This is a genomic window from uncultured Rhodococcus sp. (genome assembly GCF_963525155.1).
Taxonomy (GTDB): Bacteria; Actinomycetota; Actinomycetes; order Mycobacteriales; family Mycobacteriaceae; genus Rhodococcus_F; species Rhodococcus_F qingshengii.
The window spans coordinates 1-21379 of the sequence record NZ_CAURKP010000012.1 but is presented as its reverse complement, the minus strand read 5'-3'; the positions used below and the strand labels follow the sequence as shown (position 1 = coordinate 21379).

The 21379-nt window shown below is 62.3% G+C and carries 19 protein-coding genes and 1 pseudogene; 12 read left to right on the top strand and 8 right to left on the bottom strand.

Going from position 1 to position 21379, the window contains the following annotated elements; all coding sequences use genetic code 11:
- Positions 1 to 151 precede the first annotated feature (151 nt).
- The 11 genes from RWT78_RS04905 (at position 152) to RWT78_RS04855 (ending at position 12339) form a co-directional block, all read left to right on the top strand.
- The gene (locus RWT78_RS04905) at positions 152 to 1132 is read left to right on the top strand and encodes a helix-turn-helix domain-containing protein (protein ID WP_047270147.1); all 981 of its coding nucleotides are present in this window, start codon (positions 152 to 154) and stop codon (positions 1130 to 1132) included.
- A 204-nt stretch (positions 1133 to 1336) separates the two neighbouring features.
- Positions 1337 to 2398: a phenylacetaldoxime dehydratase family protein gene (locus RWT78_RS04900; protein WP_314674348.1), complete on the top strand. Its 1062-nt coding sequence runs from the start codon at positions 1337 to 1339 to the stop codon at positions 2396 to 2398.
- 115 nt (positions 2399 to 2513) lie between these two features.
- Complete coding sequence (locus RWT78_RS04895) at positions 2514 to 2882, top strand: helix-turn-helix transcriptional regulator (protein ID WP_007735244.1); 369 nt, start codon at positions 2514 to 2516, stop codon at positions 2880 to 2882.
- A gap of 44 nt (positions 2883 to 2926) precedes the next feature.
- Positions 2927 to 4333: a substrate-binding protein gene (locus RWT78_RS04890; protein ID WP_314674346.1), complete on the top strand. Its 1407-nt coding sequence runs from the start codon at positions 2927 to 2929 to the stop codon at positions 4331 to 4333.
- Between the two features lie 114 nt (positions 4334 to 4447).
- Entirely contained in the window at positions 4448 to 6013 is a 1566-nt protein-coding gene (locus RWT78_RS04885) for an amidase (protein WP_118605719.1), read from the top strand.
- Between the two features lie 73 nt (positions 6014 to 6086).
- Positions 6087 to 6710: a nitrile hydratase subunit alpha gene (gene nthA, locus RWT78_RS04880; RefSeq protein WP_003946052.1), complete on the top strand. Its 624-nt coding sequence runs from the start codon at positions 6087 to 6089 to the stop codon at positions 6708 to 6710.
- 26 nt (positions 6711 to 6736) lie between these two features.
- Positions 6737 to 7375, top strand: a complete 639-nt coding sequence (nthB, locus tag RWT78_RS04875; RefSeq protein ID WP_003946075.1) for a nitrile hydratase subunit beta — start codon at positions 6737 to 6739, stop codon at positions 7373 to 7375.
- Between the two features lie 98 nt (positions 7376 to 7473).
- Positions 7474 to 8673, top strand: a complete 1200-nt coding sequence (gene zigA / locus RWT78_RS04870) for a zinc metallochaperone GTPase ZigA (protein ID WP_314674342.1) — start codon at positions 7474 to 7476, stop codon at positions 8671 to 8673.
- Positions 8674 to 8704: 31 nt separating this feature from the next.
- Entirely contained in the window at positions 8705 to 9619 is a 915-nt protein-coding gene (locus RWT78_RS04865) for an SMP-30/gluconolactonase/LRE family protein (RefSeq protein WP_314674340.1), read from the top strand.
- 151 nt (positions 9620 to 9770) lie between these two features.
- A complete protein-coding gene (locus tag RWT78_RS04860; protein ID WP_003946057.1) occupies positions 9771 to 11588 on the top strand; it encodes an ABC transporter substrate-binding protein/permease in 1818 nt (605 codons plus the stop codon).
- Between the two features lie 4 nt (positions 11589 to 11592).
- Positions 11593 to 12339 (top strand): amino acid ABC transporter ATP-binding protein, encoded by a 747-nt coding sequence (locus tag RWT78_RS04855; RefSeq protein ID WP_003946070.1) that lies wholly within the window; start codon positions 11593 to 11595, stop codon positions 12337 to 12339.
- Here the strand turns inward: RWT78_RS04855 and RWT78_RS04850 are convergent.
- From RWT78_RS04850 to RWT78_RS04820, 7 genes are all read right to left on the bottom strand, one after another.
- Complete coding sequence (locus RWT78_RS04850; protein ID WP_314674336.1) at positions 12325 to 13506, bottom strand: DUF6596 domain-containing protein; 1182 nt, start codon at positions 13504 to 13506, stop codon at positions 12325 to 12327. The two genes, RWT78_RS04855 and RWT78_RS04850, sit on opposite strands and share 15 nt — an antisense overlap.
- Positions 13507 to 13514: 8 nt before the next feature.
- Positions 13515 to 13922 (bottom strand): YciI family protein, encoded by a 408-nt coding sequence (locus tag RWT78_RS04845; RefSeq protein WP_003945999.1) that lies wholly within the window; start codon positions 13920 to 13922, stop codon positions 13515 to 13517.
- 152 nt (positions 13923 to 14074) lie between these two features.
- Positions 14075 to 14689, bottom strand: a complete 615-nt coding sequence (locus tag RWT78_RS04840) for a response regulator transcription factor (RefSeq protein WP_003946002.1) — start codon at positions 14687 to 14689, stop codon at positions 14075 to 14077.
- Positions 14686 to 15828 carry a sensor histidine kinase gene (locus tag RWT78_RS04835; protein WP_007735262.1) on the bottom strand — a complete coding sequence of 381 codons (1143 nt, stop codon included), beginning with the start codon at positions 15826 to 15828 and terminating at the stop codon, positions 14686 to 14688. The genes RWT78_RS04840 and RWT78_RS04835 overlap by 4 nt, the downstream gene beginning before the upstream one ends.
- A gap of 21 nt (positions 15829 to 15849) precedes the next feature.
- A complete protein-coding gene (locus RWT78_RS04830) occupies positions 15850 to 16641 on the bottom strand; it encodes an ABC transporter permease (RefSeq protein WP_003946064.1) in 792 nt (263 codons plus the stop codon).
- A complete protein-coding gene (locus RWT78_RS04825) occupies positions 16638 to 17576 on the bottom strand; it encodes an ABC transporter ATP-binding protein (protein ID WP_003945975.1) in 939 nt (312 codons plus the stop codon). The genes RWT78_RS04830 and RWT78_RS04825 overlap by 4 nt, the downstream gene beginning before the upstream one ends.
- Entirely contained in the window at positions 17573 to 17809 is a 237-nt protein-coding gene (locus RWT78_RS04820; RefSeq protein ID WP_223304396.1) for a hypothetical protein, read from the bottom strand. Before RWT78_RS04820 ends, RWT78_RS04825 begins: the two co-directional genes overlap by 4 nt.
- A gap of 234 nt (positions 17810 to 18043) precedes the next feature.
- Here RWT78_RS04820 and RWT78_RS04815 point away from each other — a divergent pair, with 234 nt between their 5' ends.
- Complete coding sequence (locus tag RWT78_RS04815; RefSeq protein ID WP_054825620.1) at positions 18044 to 20125, top strand: PhoX family phosphatase; 2082 nt, start codon at positions 18044 to 18046, stop codon at positions 20123 to 20125.
- 79 nt (positions 20126 to 20204) lie between these two features.
- Here RWT78_RS04815 and RWT78_RS04810 read toward each other — a convergent pair.
- Positions 20205 to 21379: pseudogene (locus RWT78_RS04810) on the bottom strand (isopeptide-forming domain-containing fimbrial protein); the annotation flags it as partial.

The window sequence follows — 21379 nt, the reverse complement described above, 5'->3', positions numbered from 1 at the left end:
CAAACAATAACTCGGCGTTGTTTGTATGGCAAACAATTTCTTCCCGACGCGATGACATGTCGACTTCTATCGACATGTCTGATGTGCGGGATTACTCTCTGAACATCGAGCACCCGAGAACTTCGGCTTTTCTGCGAGGAGGCGCCCTGCAATGCTCGCGCGATCCGGCTTCTCCCTGCCCACACGCACGACTCTCACGGGCGACTGGGCAGATTTGTTGCGCGAGCATTTTGTCGCGCTCGACGTATCCGATATCGGAGACGGCGATCGATTCAGCGGGGCCGTCCACTCGGCCCAACTCGCACACGTTCGGGTATCCGCAGTTCAATCGATGGAACAACGAATAGTCCGTAGCAACAGCCTCATCAAAAGCGACGGCGCGGACTATCTGCAGATCGGGATGATCCGCCGCGGTAGCGCGGTCGTGCGCCAAGACGACCGCGAATGCGTCCTGCGACGTGGCGACTACGTCCTGTACGACACCACGCGCCCCTTCGATTGGCAGATCGAGGGACACGCACACGACGGCATCTGGGGCCTTGAGGTGTTTACCTGGCCACGGTCGTACCTGTCGCTCAGCGACGCGGAGGTCACGAGCCTGACCGCCATCGCCTTCGACGGACACGCGGGCCTGAGTGGTCTGCTCGGTCGCTTTCTTCACGATCTTGCCTCCGTCCGCATGACGTCCGACGCGAGCGGAGACGAAGAGGAAGTCGTCAACGAGATCGGCAACCTGGTCAAGTCCGTTCTTCACACAACTGCGCGACCGATCACCTCGCGGCGAACCAGCCTCTACGAATCCGCCCTGTCGGTCATAGACGCCCGCATCGCAGACCCGGCCCTGTCTCCGGTGGACATCGCGGGATCGGTCAAAGTCTCCATTCGCCAGTTGCACCGAGCCTTCGCCGAACACGGCACGACGGTGTCACGGTCGATTCGCAGCCGTCGACTCGACGGTTGCCGTCGTGAGATCGTGCAACGACACGGAGTAGAGCGGTCGCTGACTCAGATTTCTCACCGCTGGGGATTCACCGACCTGGCCGCCTTCAGTCGAGCCTTCAAGGCGGAATTCGGGATCAGCCCGCGGCGATACCGGTCGCAAGCAGCGGCCCCCACAAGTACTACCCGCTGATCTGTAACATCTTCGGACACTTACCCATTGAACATGGTGTTCAAAATTTTCTGTCGCCGAAGCGTATCCACAATTCTTGGCACGGTAGGCCAAGCATCGGGCGCTGACGGCCAAGTTTGCTCGGCTGAGCGGGCGTAGATTTTCGGCACGGCGTTGCCAAGTGCCAGGCACCCGATTCGACCACCTACATCACAGGGAGCACTCATGGAATCTGCAATCGGCGAACACCTTCAATGCCCGCGCACTCTGACCAGGCGGGTTCCGGATACCTATACGCCACCGTTTCCCATGTGGGTCGGGCGCGCAGACGACACATTGCACCAAGTCGTGATGGGCTATCTCGGCGTGCAGTTCCGCGGCGAGGATCAGCGCCCGGCAGCACTGCAGGCGATGCGGGATATCGTCGCCGGCTTCGACTTGCCGGACGGACCGGCACACCACGATCTCACCCATCACATCGACAACCAGGGCTACGAGAACCTGATCGTGGTCGGTTACTGGAAAGATGTTTCTTCCCAACATCGTTGGAGCACATCACCTCCAGTGTCCTCCTGGTGGGAGTCCGAAGACCGCCTGTCGGACGGATTGGGGTTCTTCCGCGAGATCGTGGCACCGAGAGCCGAACAATTCGAAACGCTCTACGCGTTCCAAGACGACCTCCCCGGGGTGGGAGCTGTCATGGACGGTGTCAGCGGCGAAATCAACGAGCACGGCTACTGGGGTTCGATGCGCGAGCGGTTTCCGATCTCCCAAACCGACTGGATGCAGGCCTCGGGCGAACTGCGGGTCGTCGCCGGTGACCCCACCGTAGGTGGACGCGTAGTAGTGCGGGGACACGACAACATCGCACTGATCAGGTCCGGGCAGGACTGGGCCGACGCGGAAGCAGACGAGCGCAGCCTCTACCTGGACGAAATCCTGCCCACTCTTCAATCGGGCATGGACTTCCTCCGCGACAACGGCCCGGCCGTCGGGTGCTACAGCAACCGATTCGTACGCAATATCGACATCGACGGAAACTTCCTCGACTTGAGCTACAACATCGGCCACTGGGCCTCCCTCGACCAACTCGAACGGTGGTCGGAATCCCACCCGACCCATCTACGGATCTTCACGACGTTCTTCCGGGTGGCCGAGGGCCTGTCGAAATTGCGTCTCTACCATGAGGTCTCGGTATTCGATGCCGCCGATCAGCTCTACGAGTACATCAATTGCCATCCCGGGACCGGAATGCTGCGCGACGCGGTGATCACCGCCGAGCACTGACCGAAGTCGCCTGCAATCTTCGGCCACATTCTTTCCCTCGGAGGCAACTCGAGATATGTTGACGGGTGTCGACATATCTCAGTAGAGACCATCGAGGAAGCGCGGACAGCAGACAGTGACTACTCAACGAAACGAAGAGTTGGCGTTTGCTGTGCTGGCCGACCAAGTGCGTCGACAGATTCTCGACACGCTGGCTACCCACGGCGAGTGCAACGCGGGCTTCATCAGCGATCAAATTTCGACGGTCGGTCGCACCACGGTATCCACACATCTCAAGGCGCTGCGGTTGTCCGGCGTGATCGTCGAACGGCGTCAAGGACGTCATCGCCTGTTCTCGATAGATCCATCGGGGCCCGCCAACGATGCACTCCAGTTCCTGCGCGACGTCCTCGGGCGAGCGCTGGAAGCAGGTTCGAACGCCTCCGAGTTGCCGGCCACTGCGACTGAGGATTCAGACGTCGCATCGGTGCGTCGCCGAGCGTGAGGCCTTGTTGAGCCCCAGCACCTATTTCAGGCAGGAAGTAGAACGTGCCAGGTCTCTCCGTAACGGCACAGATCGTGACGACCGACCCACCAGGGTCAGCCTTCGAGCGCCTCGAAACGGGGCAACTGCTCGAACTCGAATGTGAGCAACTGACGGTCGGGGCCGCTGCCGCCATCTCCCTTCCCGTCGGCGACGGCGCACGCGCAGATCCAGTCGGAATGCCGATCACGCTGTTGGGATACGTCGCCGGCGTGAAGCGGGGCCGATCGGTCGTGATCGTGCACCACCAACCGTGGCGCGGCCGCCTGACGATCCGGTTCTTTCCCGACGGCGCCGGGACCCGGATCGTTCTCGAGTCCAGCCTCGATCAGGACGGCATTTCCTGGCTTGCCAACAAGCGCGGATTCGCTCCACCCGAACCTCCGCGTTCCGACCGACATCGGATCGGGCTGCTGGTCAGCAAATCCGGCCCGGCAGCTGTATTCGCCCAGGCGACAGAAACACTCGCAGCACTGGCCGTGGAAGAAATCAACGCCGACGGCGGCATCGGCGGCGTTCTCGTCGACTTGGTGACAGGCGATGACGCTTCCGACCCGGCGGCCGGAGCGGCGACCGCACTGCGATTGGTGAAAAGCGGATGTCGCGCCGTTTTCGCGTGCGTGACATCGTCGACCTTCAATGCCGCTGCATCTGCATTGCAGAACACCGGTGTGCTGTTGGTGCACACAGTTCTCAACGAGGGAGGTCGATCGCGTCCGGGAGTCCTTCGATTGGGTGAGCGCCCACTCGACCAGACGCGAGCGGGTATACCCGCAATGATGTCCGAGACCGGTTCTCGCACTTGGTTCCTGGTCGGCCAGCAGTATTCGTGGTCGTTCGGAGCGCATTGGGCGGCCCGGCGTGTGATCGCCGAATCCACAGGTTCGGTGGCCGGCGAAGTCTACGTACCGTTGGGGACAACCGACTTCTCACGCATCATCGAGTCGATAGCCGACTCCGGGGCCGAACTGATTCTTTCCACCCTGGTGGGCCATGACGAGGTCTTCTTCGAACGACAATGCGCCCAGCACGGACTGCGGGCCACCACGCGGACGTTTGCATTGGTCCTCGACGAGGCCACTCAGCAGCTCATCGGCAATTCCGATGCCGACGGAGTCTGGGCGGCATTCGGCTACTTTCAATCCGCAGCCGGCGATCACGACCTCGAAAAGCGATACAGCGCGAGCTCGAACGAACTCCTGCCTCCGCTCAGTTCCCTGTCGGAGACAACGTACGAAGCGATCGTCGCTTACGCACGCGCCGTCGAACGAACGTCCGCAGGCGATCCGGAAACAGTACTTCGGCAGCTTGTCACGACGTCGAAAAGCTCTACGAACAACGGCGTTCCACTGCATCGACCGATTCTGCTCGCTGAATCACGCCGTGGGCGCCTGTACCCCCGTTCTCTCTGAGCGCGCGTAACCCGAACTTAACGAGTCAATATGTCGATACCTATTGACGCAATTATGGATCCGGCCCTAGTCTGAAAGACAAGTGAAGCCGATCACATCAGGAGCACACTTCTCATGGCGACAATCCGACCTGACGACAATGCAATAGACACCGCCGCAAAGCATTACGGCATCACTCTCGACCAATCAGCCCGGCTCGAGTGGCCGGCACTGATCGACGGAGCACTGGGCTCCTACGACGTCGTCGACCAGTTGTACGCCGACGAGGCAACCCCGCCGACCACGTCACGTGAGCACACGGTGCCAACAGCGAGCGAAAATCCTTTGAGCGCTTGGTATGTGACCACAAGCATCCCGCCGACGTCGGACGGCGTCCTGACCGGCCGACGCGTGGCGATCAAGGACAACGTGACCGTGGCCGGAGTTCCGATGATGAACGGGTCTCGGACAGTAGAGGGGTTCACTCCGTCTCGCGACGCGACTGTGGTCACTCGACTACTGGCGGCCGGTGCAACCGTCGCGGGCAAAGCTGTGTGTGAGGACCTGTGTTTCTCCGGTTCGAGCTTCACACCGGCAAGCGGACCGGTCCGCAATCCATGGGACCCACAGCGTGAAGCAGGTGGATCATCCGGTGGCAGTGCGGCTCTCGTCGCAAACGGTGACGTCGATTTTGCCATCGGCGGGGATCAGGGTGGATCGATCCGGATCCCGGCGGCATTCTGCGGCGTCGTCGGACACAAGCCGACGTTCGGGCTCGTCCCGTATACCGGTGCATTTCCCATCGAGCGAACAATCGACCATCTCGGCCCGATCACACGCACGGTCCACGATGCCGCACTGATGCTCTCGGTCATCGCCGGTCGCGACGGTAACGACCCACGCCAAGCCGACAGCGTCGAAGCAGGTGACTATCTGTCCACCCTCGACTCCGATGTGGATGGTCTGCGAATCGGGATCGTTCGAGAAGGTTTCGGGCACGCGGTCTCACAGCCCGAGGTCGACGACGCAGTCCGCGCAGCGGCACACAGTCTGGCCGAAATCGGTTGCACGGTAGAGGAAGTAAACATCCCGTGGCACCTACATGCTTTCCACATCTGGAACGTGATCGCCACGGACGGTGGTGCCTACCAGATGTTGGACGGCAACGGATACGGCATGAACGCCGAAGGTTTGTACGATCCGGAACTGATGGCACACTTTGCTTCTCGACGCCTTCAGCACGCCGACGCTCTGTCCGAAACCGTCAAACTGGTGGCTCTGACCGGCCACCACGGCATCACCACCCTCGGCGGCGCGAGCTACGGCAAAGCCCGGAACCTCGTACCGCTCGCCCGCGCCGCCTACGACACTGCCTTGAGACAATTCGACGTCCTGGTGATGCCCACACTGCCCTACGTCGCATCCGAATTGCCGGCGAACGACGTGGATCGTGCAACCTTCATCACGAAGGCTCTCGGGATGATCGCCAACACAGCACCATTCGACGTGACCGGACACCCGTCCCTGTCCGTTCCCGCCGGCCTGGTGAACGGGCTTCCGGTCGGAATGATGATCACCGGCAAGACCTTCGACGATGCGACGGTCCTCCGGGTCGGGCGCGCATTCGAAAAGCTTCGCGGCGCGTTTCCGACGCCTGCCGACCACATCTCCGACTCTGCACCACAACTCAGCCTCACCTAGTTCTGTATCCGCACTTGCACAACAAATTCCACCGATTCACACATGATCAGCCCGCATAGAAAAGGTGAACCAGATGTCAGTAACGATCGACCACACAACGGAGAACGCCGCACCGGCCCAGGCGCCGGTCTCCGATCGCGCGTGGGCCCTGTTCCGCGCACTCGACGGTAAGGGATTGGTACCCGACGGTTACGTCGAGGGATGGAAGAAGACCTTCGAGGAGGACTTCAGTCCAAGGCGCGGAGCGGAATTGGTCGCGCGGGCTTGGACCGACCCCGATTTCCGGCAACTGCTTCTCACCGACGGTACCGCCGCGGTTGCCCAGTACGGATATCTGGGCCCCCAGGGCGAATACATCGTGGCAGTCGAAGACACCCCGACCCTCAAGAACGTGATCGTGTGCTCGCTGTGTTCATGCACCGCGTGGCCCATCCTCGGTCTGCCGCCGACCTGGTACAAGAGTTTCGAATACCGTGCACGCGTGGTCCGCGAGCCACGGAAGGTTCTCTCCGAGATGGGAACCGAGATCGCGTCGGACGTCGAGATCCGCGTCTACGACACCACCGCCGAAACTCGGTACATGGTCCTACCGCAACGTCCCGCAGGCACCGAAGGCTGGAGCCAGGAACAACTGCAGGAAATCGTCACCAAGGACTGCCTGATCGGCGTCGCAGTCCCGCAGGTCCCCACCGTCTGACCACCCCGACAAGAAAGAAGCACACCATGGATGGAGTACACGATCTTGCCGGAGTTCAAGGCTTCGGCAAAGTCCCGCATACCGTCAACGCCGACATCGGCCCCACCTTCCACGCCGAGTGGGAACACCTGCCGTACAGCCTGATGTTCGCCGGTGTCGCCGAACTCGGGGCCTTCAGCGTCGACGAAGTTCGATACGTCGTCGAGCGGATGGAGCCCCGCCACTACATGATGACCCCGTACTACGAGCGGTACGTCATCGGCGTCGCGGCGCTGATGGTCGAAAAGGGAATCCTGACGCAGGAAGAGCTCGAAAGCCTTGCAGGAGGACCGTTCCCACTCTCACGGCCAAGCGAATCCGAAGGCCGACCGGCTCGCGTCGACACAACCACCTTCGAGGTCGGTCAGCGAGTACGTGTGCGAGACGAATACGTTCCCGGGCATATTCGAATGCCTGCTTACTGCCGAGGACGGGTGGGGACCATCGCTCACCGGACCACCGAGAAGTGGCCGTTCCCCGACGCAATCGGTCACGGCCGCAACGACGCCGGCGAAGAACCCACCTACCACGTGACGTTCGCTGCGGAGGAATTGTTCGGCAGCGACACCGACGGCGGAAGCGTCGTTGTCGACCTCTTCGAGGGTTACCTCGAGCCTGCGGCCTGATCTTCCAGCATTCCAGGCGGCGGTCACGCGATCGCAGCGGTTCGCGTGACCGCCGCCTGATCACCACGATTGACTCCTTCGGAAGGTCACTGGACAACATGGGCGACCCCCGACTTCCGGTCACGGTGCTGTCAGGTTTCCTGGGCGCCGGGAAGACGACACTACTCAACGAGATCCTGCGAAATCGGGAGGGCCGCCGGGTTGCGGTGATCGTCAACGACATGAGCGAAATCAACATCGACAGTGCAGAAGTCGAGCGTGAGATCTCGCTCAGTCGCTCCGAGGAGAAACTGGTCGAGATGACCAACGGCTGCATCTGCTGCACTCTGCGAGAGGATCTTCTTTCCGAGATAAGCGCCTTGGCCGCCGATGGCCGATTCGACTACCTTCTCATCGAATCTTCGGGCATCTCCGAACCGCTGCCCGTCGCGGAGACGTTCACCTTCATCGATACCGACGGCCATGCCCTGGCCGACGTCGCCCGACTCGACACCATGGTCACAGTCGTCGACGGCCACAGTTTTCTGCGCGACTACACGGCTGGGGGCCGCGTCGAAGCCGATGCCCCGGAAGACGAACGAGACATCGCGGATCTGCTTGTCGATCAGATCGAATTTGCCGACGTCATCCTGGTGAGCAAGGCCGATCTCGTCTCGCACCAGCACCTGGTCGAATTGACCGCAGTCCTGCGCTCTTTGAACGCATCCGCTGCGATAGTTCCGATGACGCTCGGTCGCATCCCACTCGACACGATTCTCGACACCGGTTTGTTCTCACTCGAAAAGGCTGCACAGGCCCCCGGATGGTTACAAGAACTCCAAGGTGAACACATCCCCGAAACCGAAGAGTACGGAATCAGTTCGGTGGTGTACCGCGAGCGCGCACCCTTCCACCCCCAACGGCTGCATGATTTCCTCAGCAGCGAGTGGACCAACGGAAAGTTACTTCGGGCCAAGGGCTACTACTGGAATGCCGGCCGGTTCACCGAGATCGGGAGTATTTCTCAGGCCGGTCATCTCATTCGCCACGGATACGTCGGCCGTTGGTGGAAGTTTCTACCCCGTGACGAGTGGCCGGCCGACGACTACCGTCGCGACGGAATCCTCGACAAGTGGGAAGAACCTGTCGGTGACTGCCGACAAGAACTCGTCTTCATCGGCCAATCCATCGACCCGTCTCGACTGCACCGAGAACTCGACGCGTGTCTACTCACCACAGCCGAGATCGAACTCGGGCCAGACGTGTGGACCACCTGGAGCGACCCCCTGGGCGTCGGCTATACCGACCAGACCGTTTGATATTGATCTGATTTGCCGTAAGTTGTGCGCAATGGGGCTATCACGCAACCGAACTCGGGCGTTGTTGATCGTCGCGGCAATCGCAGCCGGGACCGCTGCCGCGGCGACGCCGGCGGAGGCCACCTTGACAACCGCGCCGATGTGCGGCGATTGGCAGGTCGAGACCGTAGCCCAGGGGTTGGAACAGCTCGAAAACCTCGAGACCGATGACAACGGCGGGTTCTACCTCTCCGGCGAGTCGAAGATCTATCACGTCGACGCCGAAGGACAGGTACGAACCGTCCTCGACGGCATTGCTGCTCCTGGCGGTTTGCAGCTCGACGGTTCGAGGCTGTCCTTCCTCACCAGACAGGACGGCAAGCTGTGGCAACTGGACACCACGACGGATCAGCTGTCCGCCCCCGCCGACTTCGCGGGCAACGGCCTGCTCCGGCTTCCCGACGGCGATCTGCTGACCACGTGGGTCGGAACAGAAGGAGGTCCGCCAAAGGGCGTCTCGCGCTATCTGCACGACTCCGGAGCCGTCGTGCCCAATTGGTCGACAGTGCCGCGTTCGGAGGGACTCGCGCTCAGTCCGGATCATCGAGCCGTGTACACCGATGACCTGTTCACCGGTCAGATCATTCGAGTGCCCTTGGATACCCCTGACGCGTGGACAGTTGTAGCGACGGTCCCGAGCCTGATGCCCGGCCTCGACGATCTGACCATGTCGCAGGATGGAATGCTCTACGCCGCTGCTCACGTCGAAGGCTCGATCTATCGCGTACACCCTGAAACCGGCACTTCCTGCGTCGTCGCTTCGGGTCTGTCGAATGGGTGGAACGGGCCGAGTTCAGTGCGTATAGGACAGGACGGCGACGGCTGGGCGCTCTACGTCACCGGCTTCGACGGAACGCTGCGCCGCCTGGTACCTCCGTCGGGCGTCGAACTCGCACCCGTCCGCTGACGCCGATCTCTTCGGCACGAGATTCCCCGACCTGGCGATACTTAAAATCACGCTGATTTGAAGGCATGCCCGCAGCGCAACGGCCCCTTGTCCGAAAACTGTCAACAGTTCTACACGGAGAAATGGCTACCCTTAGGTTTACGCTGCACGCATGTTTTCTTCCGTCGCAGCGAAGATCCGCCTGGTGGTGGCACTGCTCCTCACTGCCCTCCTGGCGCTGACTCTGTCATCGTGCTCGAGTGGCTCGGATTCGTCGGCAGCCCCCACAGACCTGTGTGCACCTCCAGGAGTGGGAGCCGCAACCGCGGCGCCCACCAATCTGGACGCGGCAGCGGGTGCGGGCGCCGAAGACCGCTACACCACGGCCACCGTCACCCCGGTCGATCAGATCGACACCTCGAAGCTGAATCTGATCAAACCCGGGGTCATCACGGTCGGCACGCTCGGTGACGCGCCCCCGAGCATCTGCGTCAACTCCGAGAATCAGTACACCGGATACGACAACGAGCTGCTGAAGGCCGTCGCGGACAAGCTGGGCCTGAAGGTCGAGTTCGTCGGCACCGAGTTCGCCGGGCTTCTCGCCCAGGTTGCCGGTCGACGCTTCGACGTCGGCTCGTCGTCCATCACCACCACGGACGACCGTCGCAACACCGTCGGCTTCACCAACGGTTACGACTTCGGATACTTCTCCCTCGTCGTGCCTAACGGCAGCCCGATCACCGGCTTCGGAGACCTGGACGCATCAAAGCGCATCGGCGTCGTACAGGGAACCGTGCAGGACGACTACGTCGTGAACACGCTCAAGCTCGATCCCGTGAAGTTTCCCGACTACGCCACGGCGTACGCGAACCTCAAGTCCGGACAGATCGACGCCTGGGTAGCTCCGTCTCAGCAGGCCGAAGGTGCAATCGCTCCCGGTGATCCGACCTCGATCATCCAGAACACCTTCTCGGTCAACAACTTCGTCGGCTGGGCGGTGAACAAGGAAAACCAGCCGCTGATCGACGCCCTCAACTCCGGCCTCGACGCAGTCATCGACGACGGAACCTGGTCTCAGCTGTACGCCGACTGGGTACCGCGCCAACTCCCTGAAGGCTGGAAGCCCGGATCCAAGGCCGCGGCCACTCCGGAACTGCCCGACTTCGCAGCCATTGCCGCGGAAAACGCAGCAAACGGCGACGGTGGCGATACCGCGTCGTACCAACCGAAGTCGACGCTCGAACAGCTCAAGGACACGTTCTTCGACTGGGATCTGTACAAGAAGGCATTCCCCGATCTCCTCAAGACCGGTCTTCCCAACACCCTGATCCTTGCGCTCGCGTCCGGCATCATCGGCACGATCCTCGGCATGCTGCTCGCTGTCGCCGGTATCTCGCGCACCCGTTGGCTGCGCTGGCCGGCCCGCGTCTACACCGACATCTTCCGTGGCCTGCCCGCAGTCGTCATCATCTTGATCATCGGGCTCGGCGTCGGACCGATCGTCAAGGGAATCACCGGTAGCAATCCGTACTGGCTCGGTGTCGCGGCGCTGTCACTGCTCGCGTCGGCATACATCGGTGAGATCTTCAGATCCGGAATCCAGAGCGTCGAGTCCGGGCAGCTCGAGGCTTCACGTGCCCTCGGTTTCAGCTACCGAAAGTCCATGTCGCTGGTCGTCATCCCGCAGGGTGTACGACGCGTTCTGCCGGCGTTGATGAACCAGTTCATCTCGCTGATCAAGGACTCGTCGCTGATCTACTTCCTCGGTCTGCTCGTCACCCAGCGGGAACTCTTTGCCGTCGGACGTGATCTCAACGCCCAGACCGGCAGCCTGTCCCCGCTCGTTGCGGCAGGCTTGTTCTACCTTGCTCTGACCATCCCGCTGACGCACCTCGTCAACTACATCGACAACCGACTCCGGACCGGACGCGCCGACACTTCAGGCACGTTGGATCCGCTCGAGCAGGCCATCGTCGTGGAAAGGGGCTGAGGACATGACCACCAGCTCTGAACTGAAGTCCGTATCGCTCACCGGCAAGGACCTGCATCTGTCCTTCGGTACCAACAAGGTGCTTCGCGGCGTCAACCTGCACGTCGACGCCGGAAACACCGTCACCGTCATCGGGCCCTCCGGTTCGGGCAAGTCGACGCTCCTGCGCGTGCTGAACCGTCTGCACGAGCCCGAGCAGGGTGACGTGCTGCTCGACGGGAAGTCCGTCCTGAAGGACAACCCCGACGAGCTACGCCAGCGAATCGGCATGGTGTTCCAGCACTTCAACCTGTTCCCACACAAGACCGTCGCCGAGAACATCGCACTCGGGCCGAACAAGCTCAAGGGTTTGTCGAAGGAGCAAGCTCGGGCGCTCGCGCTCGAGCAGCTGGATCTGGTGGGGCTCAGGGAGAAGGCCGACTCGCGGCCCGGCAACCTTTCCGGCGGTCAGCAGCAGCGCGTCGCCATTGCCCGCGCCCTGGCGATGAAGCCCGAGGTCATGTTCTTCGACGAGGCGACGTCAGCTCTCGACCCCGAACTGGTCAAGGGTGTTCTGGCATTGATGGCCGATCTCGCGAAGTCCGGCATGACCATGGTCGTCGTGACGCACGAAATGGGCTTCGCGCGTTCCGTTTCCGACAAGGTGCTCTTCATGGACCGCGGCGCAGTTGTCGAAACCGGTACTCCTGAACAGCTTTTCGACGATCCCGAGACCGATCGACTGCAGGCGTTCCTGTCACAGGTTCTCTGACCCAGGACGCTTCAGAGATCGACGGGCGTTGATCCTCGACGCCTGAAGCATCAGATGGTCGCGTTCGGCGAGGTTGGATGCCTTGTGCGCTGCATCGGCATACAACCTCGCCGCCGACTCCAGGTCTCCGTCGCGTTCACGCAGATAGGCCTCGACTGCGGCATGGCGTGGAAGTGAATCATCCAGCGCTGCAAGAGCTGCCAATCCGGCGCGTGGTCCGTCTGCCTCGCCGACGGCCACCGCTCGGTTGAGCCGGACAATCGGGCTGTCGGTCAAGGCTGCGAGTTCGTCGTACCACTCCACGATCTGCACCCAATCGGTCTCGTCTGCTGTGAAAGCGTCGGCATGGAGTGCGGCAATGGCGGCCTGGGCCTGGAACTCACCGAGCCGGTCGCGGGCGAGAGCTGACTGGAGGATTGCGACTCCTTCGGCAATCGAATCGGTGTCCCACCGGCTGCGATCCTGCTCGGCTAGCGGAACCAGACTGCCGTCCGCGGCAGTTCGCGCGGCTCGACGAGCGTGATGGAGCAGCATCAGTGCGAGCAACCCTGCGACTTCGGGGTGATCGATCGCGGCCGCCAACTGCCGGGTGAGCCGGATGGCCTCGGCAGCGAGGTCGACGTCGCCGGAGTACCCCTCGTTGAAGACCAGATAGAGGACACGCAGGACGGTGGCGACATCGCCGGGTTGCTCGAACCGGACGCCGGAGACCGTGCGCTTGGCTCGGCTGATGCGCTGAGCCATAGTCGCCTCGGGCACCAGGTAGGCCCGCGCAATCTGGCGGGTGGTCAGCCCGCCGACAGCGCGCAGCGTGAGTGCGACGGCGGACGACGGCGTCAACGACGGGTGCGCGCACAAAAAGTAGAGCTGGAGTGTGTCGTCCACGCCCGGCACCGACCCGCTGACCGGCCGCTCGCCTGGCTGCTCGTCAACCAGAAACTCCCGCTTGCGACGAGCCGCATCCGACCGGATCCCGTCGAGGAACCGCCGCCAGGCCACCGTGACCAGCCAGCCCTTCGGGTCCCGCGGCGGGTTGTCCGACCAGGTCCTGACCGCCTCGAGCAGAGCGTCCTGCACGGCGTCCTCGGCCGACGCGAAATCTGCTCCGCGGCGGACGAGGATGCCGAGCACGCTCGGAGTCAGACTCCGAAGCAGGGCGTCGTCCATGACAGGTTTCAGTCCGTGATGGTCGGCGGCTCGGTCAGGAAGGGGCGCAGTTCGAGCCATTCGTGAATCGGCTTCCCGCCTGCGCCGGGCGCGGCCGAGAGCTCGCCGGCCAATTGGACGGCACGGTCGTAGTTGTCGACGTCGATCACCATCCAGCCGGCAATGAGGTCCTTGGTTTCCGCGAACGGACCGTCGGTGACCGGCGGGCGACCCTCACCGTCGTACCGGACAAAGGTGCCCTCAGGAGCGAGAGCCTGACCGTCGACGAACTCGCCCGCCTTCTCGAGCCGATCCGCGAAGTCCTGCATGTACTTCACGTGGGCAGTGATCTCGTCCGGCGTCCACTGGTCCATCGGCACGTCGTTGACTGCAGCCGGAGCGCCGCGGTAGTGCTTGAGCAGCAAGTACTTGGCCATCGTGAATCTCCTCTGTGTCGGTGCCACCCATTCTGGTCGCACTTCACTACAGGGACGAAGCAAGTCGGGGATTCTCGACATCGCGGGGCCTTCGGCCCTGTGCGCCTTTTTGGTAGTGCCCGCAACCAGAAAGGCGCACGGGGCCGAAGGCCCTAAATCCACCCCTGCCGGCGGGCGATCACTGCAGCTTCGTGCCGATTGGCTGCACCGAGTTTGGTGACAGCTGACGACAAATAGTTCCGGGTGGTTCCTGCCGAGAGGTGTGCCCGGGAAGCGATCTGCTCGATGGATGCTCCATCGGCCGCGTACTCGAGTACGTCCGCTTCGCGCGGAGTAAGCGGTGAGTCGCCGGCGCCGATTGCCTCGGCAGCCAACGACGGATCGACGTACCGCCCGCCCGCGTGGACGCTGCGGACCACCTCGGCGAGCGTCGCCGCAGGCGTCGTCTTCGGCAGAAATCCTCGGACGCCTGCTGACAGTGCCTTCTTCAGATACCCGGGACGCCCGTGGCTCGTCACGATGATCGAGACGCACCCCGAGACCGTCTGCGCAATCTGTTGCGCCGTCTCGATGCCGTCGATACCTGCCATTTGAAGGTCGAGCACGGCTACGTCAGGTTGATGTTTTGCAGCAGCGACCACGGCATCCTCGCCCGATTCGGCTTCCGCGACGACAACGATGTCGTCCTCGAGCGACAACATCATGGCCAGAGCCGAGCGGATCAGGTTCTCGTCGTCGGCCAGCAGTACCTTGATCGGCTCGGTCACCGAGACTCCTTCGTTCGGGACGGAAAGTGGGCGGTGAGGGTGAAGCGATCTTCGTCCTGCACGGTTTCGACAATTCCTCCGACGGCGCCGACGCGCTCGCGCAATCCGTTCAGGCCGGTTCCGTTGTTCGGCTCTGCGATCCGTGCGCCGTCGTTGGCGATCACGACGCCGTCCGCGAACACTTCGATGCTGCAATTCTCGGCACTCGAGTGCCGGAGAATGTTGGTGACGCCTTCACGGACGACCCAGGCGGCAGCTTCGGCCAGTTCCACCGGCAGCTGATCTGCCGATCCACGTATCGCGGTGGAGATTCCGGCGGCCTCGAGCAGAGACTGCGCACCGGCCAGCTCGGACGCCAAGGCGATGGACCGGTATCCCCGAACCAACTCGCGCGCTTCGTCGAGTGAATCTTGCGCAAGTTCGCGTACTTCGTCCATCTGCGCGGCGGCACGATCGTCGCCGCGTCGTGAAAGAGTAGCTGCAAGTTCACTTTTCACCGCAATTGCAGACAGTGCCCGCCCGACGACGTCATGGAGGTCGCGTGAAAATCGCAACCGTTCCTCGGCGACGGACAGAGCGGCAGCGGCTCCGCGTGCCTCGTCCAATTCGGTGACCATCCGCAGCAGCCACACCGACATGTAGACGGTCAGCCCCATGAAGGCGGCGACGATTCCGACGGACACGCCGCTTTCCGGACCCGCAAGCAGTCCCAGTACAACCCCGGCGGCCACCGAGCCCACGATCAGCCAGCGCAACGACGTCAACCCCGCAAGGGGCACGACAAGGATTGCCGCCAGCCAGAAGTACGGGCCGTTCTCGCCATTGCTTCCCAAGGCAATTCCCGCCGAGCAGAACGCCGACAACGTCATCACGGCAAGAGGAATCTGGACGGGCTTGGCCACGACTCCGCCCAGATCAGGCATCCGAGACACGGCGATGACGCACGCAACGGCACTGATTCCGAGGAAGACACCCGACAGGTACCGATCCGCAACTATCTCGGTGACCGCACCGAAGCCACCGAAAACCACTGCGACCATGATGAACGATTGCCGCGTGTAGAGGCGAACCTTGTCGACGTTCGACGCGGTTCGCCACGTCCGTCTCGGATTCCAGCGTCCGAAGTTCTGCGCGATCATGCCCACTACCTTCTCAGAGTTCTACGAACGCGGTTCCCAGCGGAAGTGGACGTTCGCGATCAGAACCGAACCGACGATCCACGCCAGCATGACCAACAGCGGTTGCGCAGCCGAACCGAAGGTGTCGACAAATCCCGCTGCCGCACCGGGCGCATCGCCCAGATCAGCCAGTTCGCCAGTGGTCCGCCCCAGCCATCCGAGATTGAGAAGGTCCACTACTGCGGCCAGCGGAGTGAAATCGAGAATGCGAGCAACGTTGTCCGGCACGACATTCCTGATCGAGGACATACCTGCCGTCGCCAGAATCAGAATCGGCATGCAGGTGATCTGCGCCGCCTCTGCATTTCGCGTGACAGCCGAAGTGATCAACGCCAGCGCCGTGAAGAGCGCGGCGCCGCCGATCACCGCGACCAGCACCAGGACCGGATTGACCGGAGCACTACCGCCCAGAACCATCACGGCGATTCCGATCACCACCGTCAACAGGCCGGTGAGAACCCACGACGGCACTGCCGGGCCCGCGAGGATCTCGGCGTCGCTGCATTCCCCTGTCCGTAGTCGCTTGAGAACCAACTCGTCACGACGCGTCGCGTACACCGACAGGAGGTTGTAGAAGACCACGAACACGAGCAGGAAGAGTGCAAACACCTCGAGGCCTGCCGACACCGACTTGTCGGACAACCCGCCATCGCGTGAGAGGTACAGCATCCCCACGGGAAAGATCAACGGGAGGACGATTGCGTTGAAGAGCAACAGTCGATTTCGTCCCAGGAGCGTGAACTCCGAACGAGACAGGGTTGCTATGCGGTTCATGCCGACGCTCCTTCGAGAGTTGCGTGATGATCGAATTGGTCTGCAATGGAGAGGAATACGGTCTCCAGGGATGCCGCGCGGGCATCCAGGCCAGTCAGCAGGATGTTGTTGTGCTGTGCCCACAGCAGCAGTTCCGTCAGCGTCTCCTGCACTGTGCGAGTGGTGATCACCACCAGATCGTTTTCGACGCGTACCTCGGCGCCGGCCAGCGCTGGGAGCGGAAGACCTGGACGGTGCAGTTTGATCTGGGCGGGATGATCCGCGACGACGTCCGCCACGGTTCCGCTGCGCACCACCGATCCTCGGTGCATGATCGCCAATTGGTCGCACAGGGACTCGGCTTCGTCGAGGTAGTGCGTCGTCAACATGATGGTGACGCCCGACGCTTTCAAGTCAGCAATCAATTGCCAAGTGTTACGCCGACTTTCGGGGTCCAATCCAGTAGTCGGTTCGTCGAGGAACAGTACGAGTGGCCGGCCGATGATCGCGCACGCCAGATCCAGTCGCCGGGCCTCACCTCCCGAGAGGAACTTCACGCGGGTATCACCACGGTCACGCATGTCCACGCGCTCGAGCACCTCGTCCACGGGCAGCGGATTCGAGCAGGTTCCGGCCCACATCGCCAAACTCTCACGAGCAGTCAGGTCTTGGGGCAAGCCACCCTTCTGGAGCATGATGCCAAGCGACGGGCGAATCTGCTTGCGGTTGCGCACCGGATCCATGCCCAGAACGCGCACCGTTCCGGCACTGGCTCGCGAAAGGCCCTGAATCACTTCGAGAGTGGATGTCTTGCCGGCACCGTTTGTTCCGAGGAGGCCGAACAGCTCGCCTTCCTGAACACTCAGATCCAGATTGCGAACAGCATCGAACGCCTCCTTGCCGGAGCCGTAACGCCGCGACATTCCGACTACGTCGATCACGGGATCGCCCTTCATCGCTGCGCCTCCGCTCGGTTCCAGCCGCGCAGTCCGATCGCGAATCGAATACCCGCATAGACAGCGAGAGCGGCAACAAGGATCCAGAACACCGGATTGGAGCCGATGATCGCGAACACCACTCCGACGATCGCGATGTTCACCACGATCACTACAAGTTCGCGGCCCATCGTGGGTGCGGGTCCGATGTCCATCAGGTCCGTCAGGAGGCTTCCCTCATGTGGTTCTCTCATGCCTCCAAGCTTCGCGGGAAGTCAGAGCCGAAAACAGTGCACAGCGTCATCACCTGCGGTGACACCGTCACGGATCAGCGATGACAAATGTCATGCGACGTCCCCGCGGGGACGCGTCGTAAACCGCGGGTAAGGGTCACCTCGTTGTTTTGCCGTTCATTTTTACGTTCCTTTACCCTTGCTTCGAGCTTCTACGGTTCCCGAAGTCCGTACATCGAATCTCGGGAGTTCACGGTGGCTATCAAGCCTTTGGCCTTGTTCGTCAAACACGACGGCGTGTCTGCACGCTCGTCGATCACCTGCCAGTACAAGTGCGGAAACGCGTGCTCTCACGAGGTCCCCAACACCTCGGGCGGCGAGTACTTCCGCGACATCGCACGCACGGCGCTGAGTCGTCGCGGCTTGCTCCGGGGCAGCGGCATGGCAGTGCTCGCGGTGGGAGCGGGCAGCGCCCTCGTCGCCTGTTCGGACGAATCCGCAAGTGCCGAACCGGGAACCGGATCGACGAGCGGCAGCAGCAGCGGATCGACACCCGCGGGGACGAACTTCGGCGCCGTCGCGCCCAACAAGGAAGACAAGGTCACCGTCCCTGACGGATACGATCAAGCCGTCGTGATTCGCTGGGGTGACGCCGTTCTCGCCGGCGCCCCGGCCTTCGACTTCGACAAGCAGACTGCGGCAGCGCAGGAACTGCAGTTCGGATTCAACAACGACTTCGCCGGATTGCTCCCGGTCGACGGGCAGCCCAACACCTACCTACTCGTGGTCAATCACGAATACTCCACCGAGCCGGCGATGTTCCGCGGCTACGATGCGGAGAACCCGACCGAGGAGCAGTTCAAGATCGGCCTGGCCAGCCACGGACTGTCGGTCGTCCAGGTCAAGGGCGAATCCGACAACGGCAAGCTCGTACCGGAGATCGGATCGAACAATCGCCGCATCACCGGAACCACGGAATTTGTCGTGACCGGCCCCGCTGCAGGCAGCGACTTCCTCAAGACGAGTGCCGATCCCACGGGAACCAAAGTGCTCGGCACCCTCAACAATTGCGCTGGCGGCGTCACACCCTGGGGCACAGTGCTTTCCGGCGAAGAGAACTTCAACCAGTACTTCGCGAACGCCGAGGGTGTCACCGATCCCACGGTCGCAGCGCGACTGAAGCGCTACGGTCTTGCCGGTGCCGCTTCCGAGCGCAAGTGGGAACGCTTCGACAAGCGGTTCGATCTGGTCGCAGAACCCAACGAGGTCAACCGATTCGGATACGTCGTCGAGATCGATCCCTGGGATCCGTCGTCGACTCCGATCAAGCACACAGCGCTCGGACGTTTCAAGCACGAAGCCGCCACCATTTACATCACGTCGGACGGCACCGTCGTCGCCTACAGCGGCGACGACGAGCGCTTCGACTACATGTACAAGTTCGTCTCCAGCCGAAAGATGCAGGACGGCAAGAGTCAAGCAGCCATGCGCCACAACATGACTCTGCTCGACGCCGGAACACTGTACGTCGCAAAGCTCAGCGGAAACTCCGCCGGCGAGATCGACGGCAGCGGCAAACTTCCGTCGGACGGCAAGTTCGACGGAACCGGCGAGTGGGTAGCCATCCTGCGCACCGGCGAAGACGGCAAGGGCGAATCGCTGGTCGACGGCATGAGTGCCGAAGAGGTAGCCGTCTTCACCCGCCAGGCCGGCGACAAGGTCGGGGCAACGAAGATGGACCGCCCCGAGGACTTCGAGGCAAACCCGAAGAGCGGCAAGGTTTATGTCGCACTGACCAACAACACCAAGCGCGGAGTCGACGGTGGTGCCGCGGCCGACGAGGCGAACCCGCGCAACAACAACAAGAACGGCCAGGTCCTCGAAATCACCGACGACCACGCCGGCACCACCTTCGGCTGGAATCTTCTTCTCGTCTGCGGAGATCCGGCCACAGCCGATACTTACTTCGGCGGGTTCGACAAGAGCAAGGTCAGCCCCATCTCATGCCCGGACAACCTTGCCTTCGACCCGCACGGCAACCTGTGGATCTCCACCGACGGCAACGCACTCAAGTCCAACGACGGGCTGTTCAGCGTTGTCCTCGAAGGCGAAAACCGCGGTGAGACAAAGCAGTTCCTCACCGTTCCCGTCGGCGCCGAAACCTGCGGCCCCATCGTGGACGAGAAGCGCGTCATCGTCTGCGTCCAGCACCCCGGCGAGACCGACGACGCCAGCATCGAAAGCCCCGCATCCCATTGGCCCGACGGTGGTTCTTCCCAGCCTCGCCCGTCGGTAGTTGCAGCCTGGAAGAAGGACGGATCTCGGCTCGGCTCGTAACACACACGAAAACGACTGTGGGGCAGATCGCATACTCTGCGATCTGCCCCACGTCGTTTACCTCAGATTCTCAAGAGAATCAGTTGTCACCATCCTCGCGACGCTTACGCGTCAGGAGAACAACACCCGTTCCCAGCGCCAGCAGCAGAACCAATCCACCTGCTGCGAGCAACCCGGTGTTCACGCCACTCTCACCAGCGCCACCACCCGAGTTGATCGTTCCACCCTGAGGAGCAGACGTCGGCGGCTTCGGCTGACCCGGCTGACCCGGGTTTGCTGTCGGCGGCTTCGGCTGTCCCGGAACCGTGCTCGGAACCGGCTGACCCGGAACCGTCGGCGGTACGACGATCGGAGGCACAACGACGATCGGAGGCACAACGACGATCGGGGGAATGATGATCGTCGGTGTAACCGGCACCGTCGTGTTCGGAACCGTCGTGGTCGGCGGAACTGTCGTGACCGGCGGCGTTGTCGTCGGCGGCGTCGTTGTCGTCACGCCACACGGATCCACAATCTCCTCCGCGACAACTTCTTCTGTCGTGGTCTCCTCTGTGGTGGTCTCCTCCGTGGTGGTGGATTCCTCCGTACCGGCCACATCAGCGTCACCGGCAGTGGTCGCGCTAGCCGTCGTCGTCGCAACCGTTGTGGTCGGAACCATCCGCGTAGTCGTCGTCGGAGGAACACAGGGCTCCGTCGTGACCGGCGGCGTCGTGGTGGTCGTCGGCGGCACCGTGGTGGTGGTCTCCGGCGGGTCCACCGGGTGTTCGGTGCAGAGAGCGTCGCCCGGGACACAGTCCACCGGCGGGTTCTCGCCACCAACCACCAGGTAGTTGTTCAGGACGCCCGGAGTGAATCCGGGACCTGACAACGTTCCGATCTCAGGATTGACCTTGACGGTGTACGTCACCGTCGCGCTCTCACCCTTGGCCAGCTTTCCGGTGACCGTGAAGACGTTGTCGACGACACCCGAAACAACCAGCGTGGAAGTGGTAGCCGGATTCTTCGTCATTACTGCATCGTCGAGAACATCGGTCAGATCGTCGTAGAAGCTGATCTCACCATCCGCGGTACCCACATTCTTGAACGTGAGCGTGTACGTGATCTCCTGGCCGCCAACCACACGGTTCGTGGTGGACGGAACAGAGGACTTCAGTACCTCGATCGCGGGTGTGCCATCCACCGGGTGTTCGGTAGTCACGGGCGGAGGAGTGATCTCCGGACCCGTCGGCGGCTTCGCAGTACCGGTGACCTTGT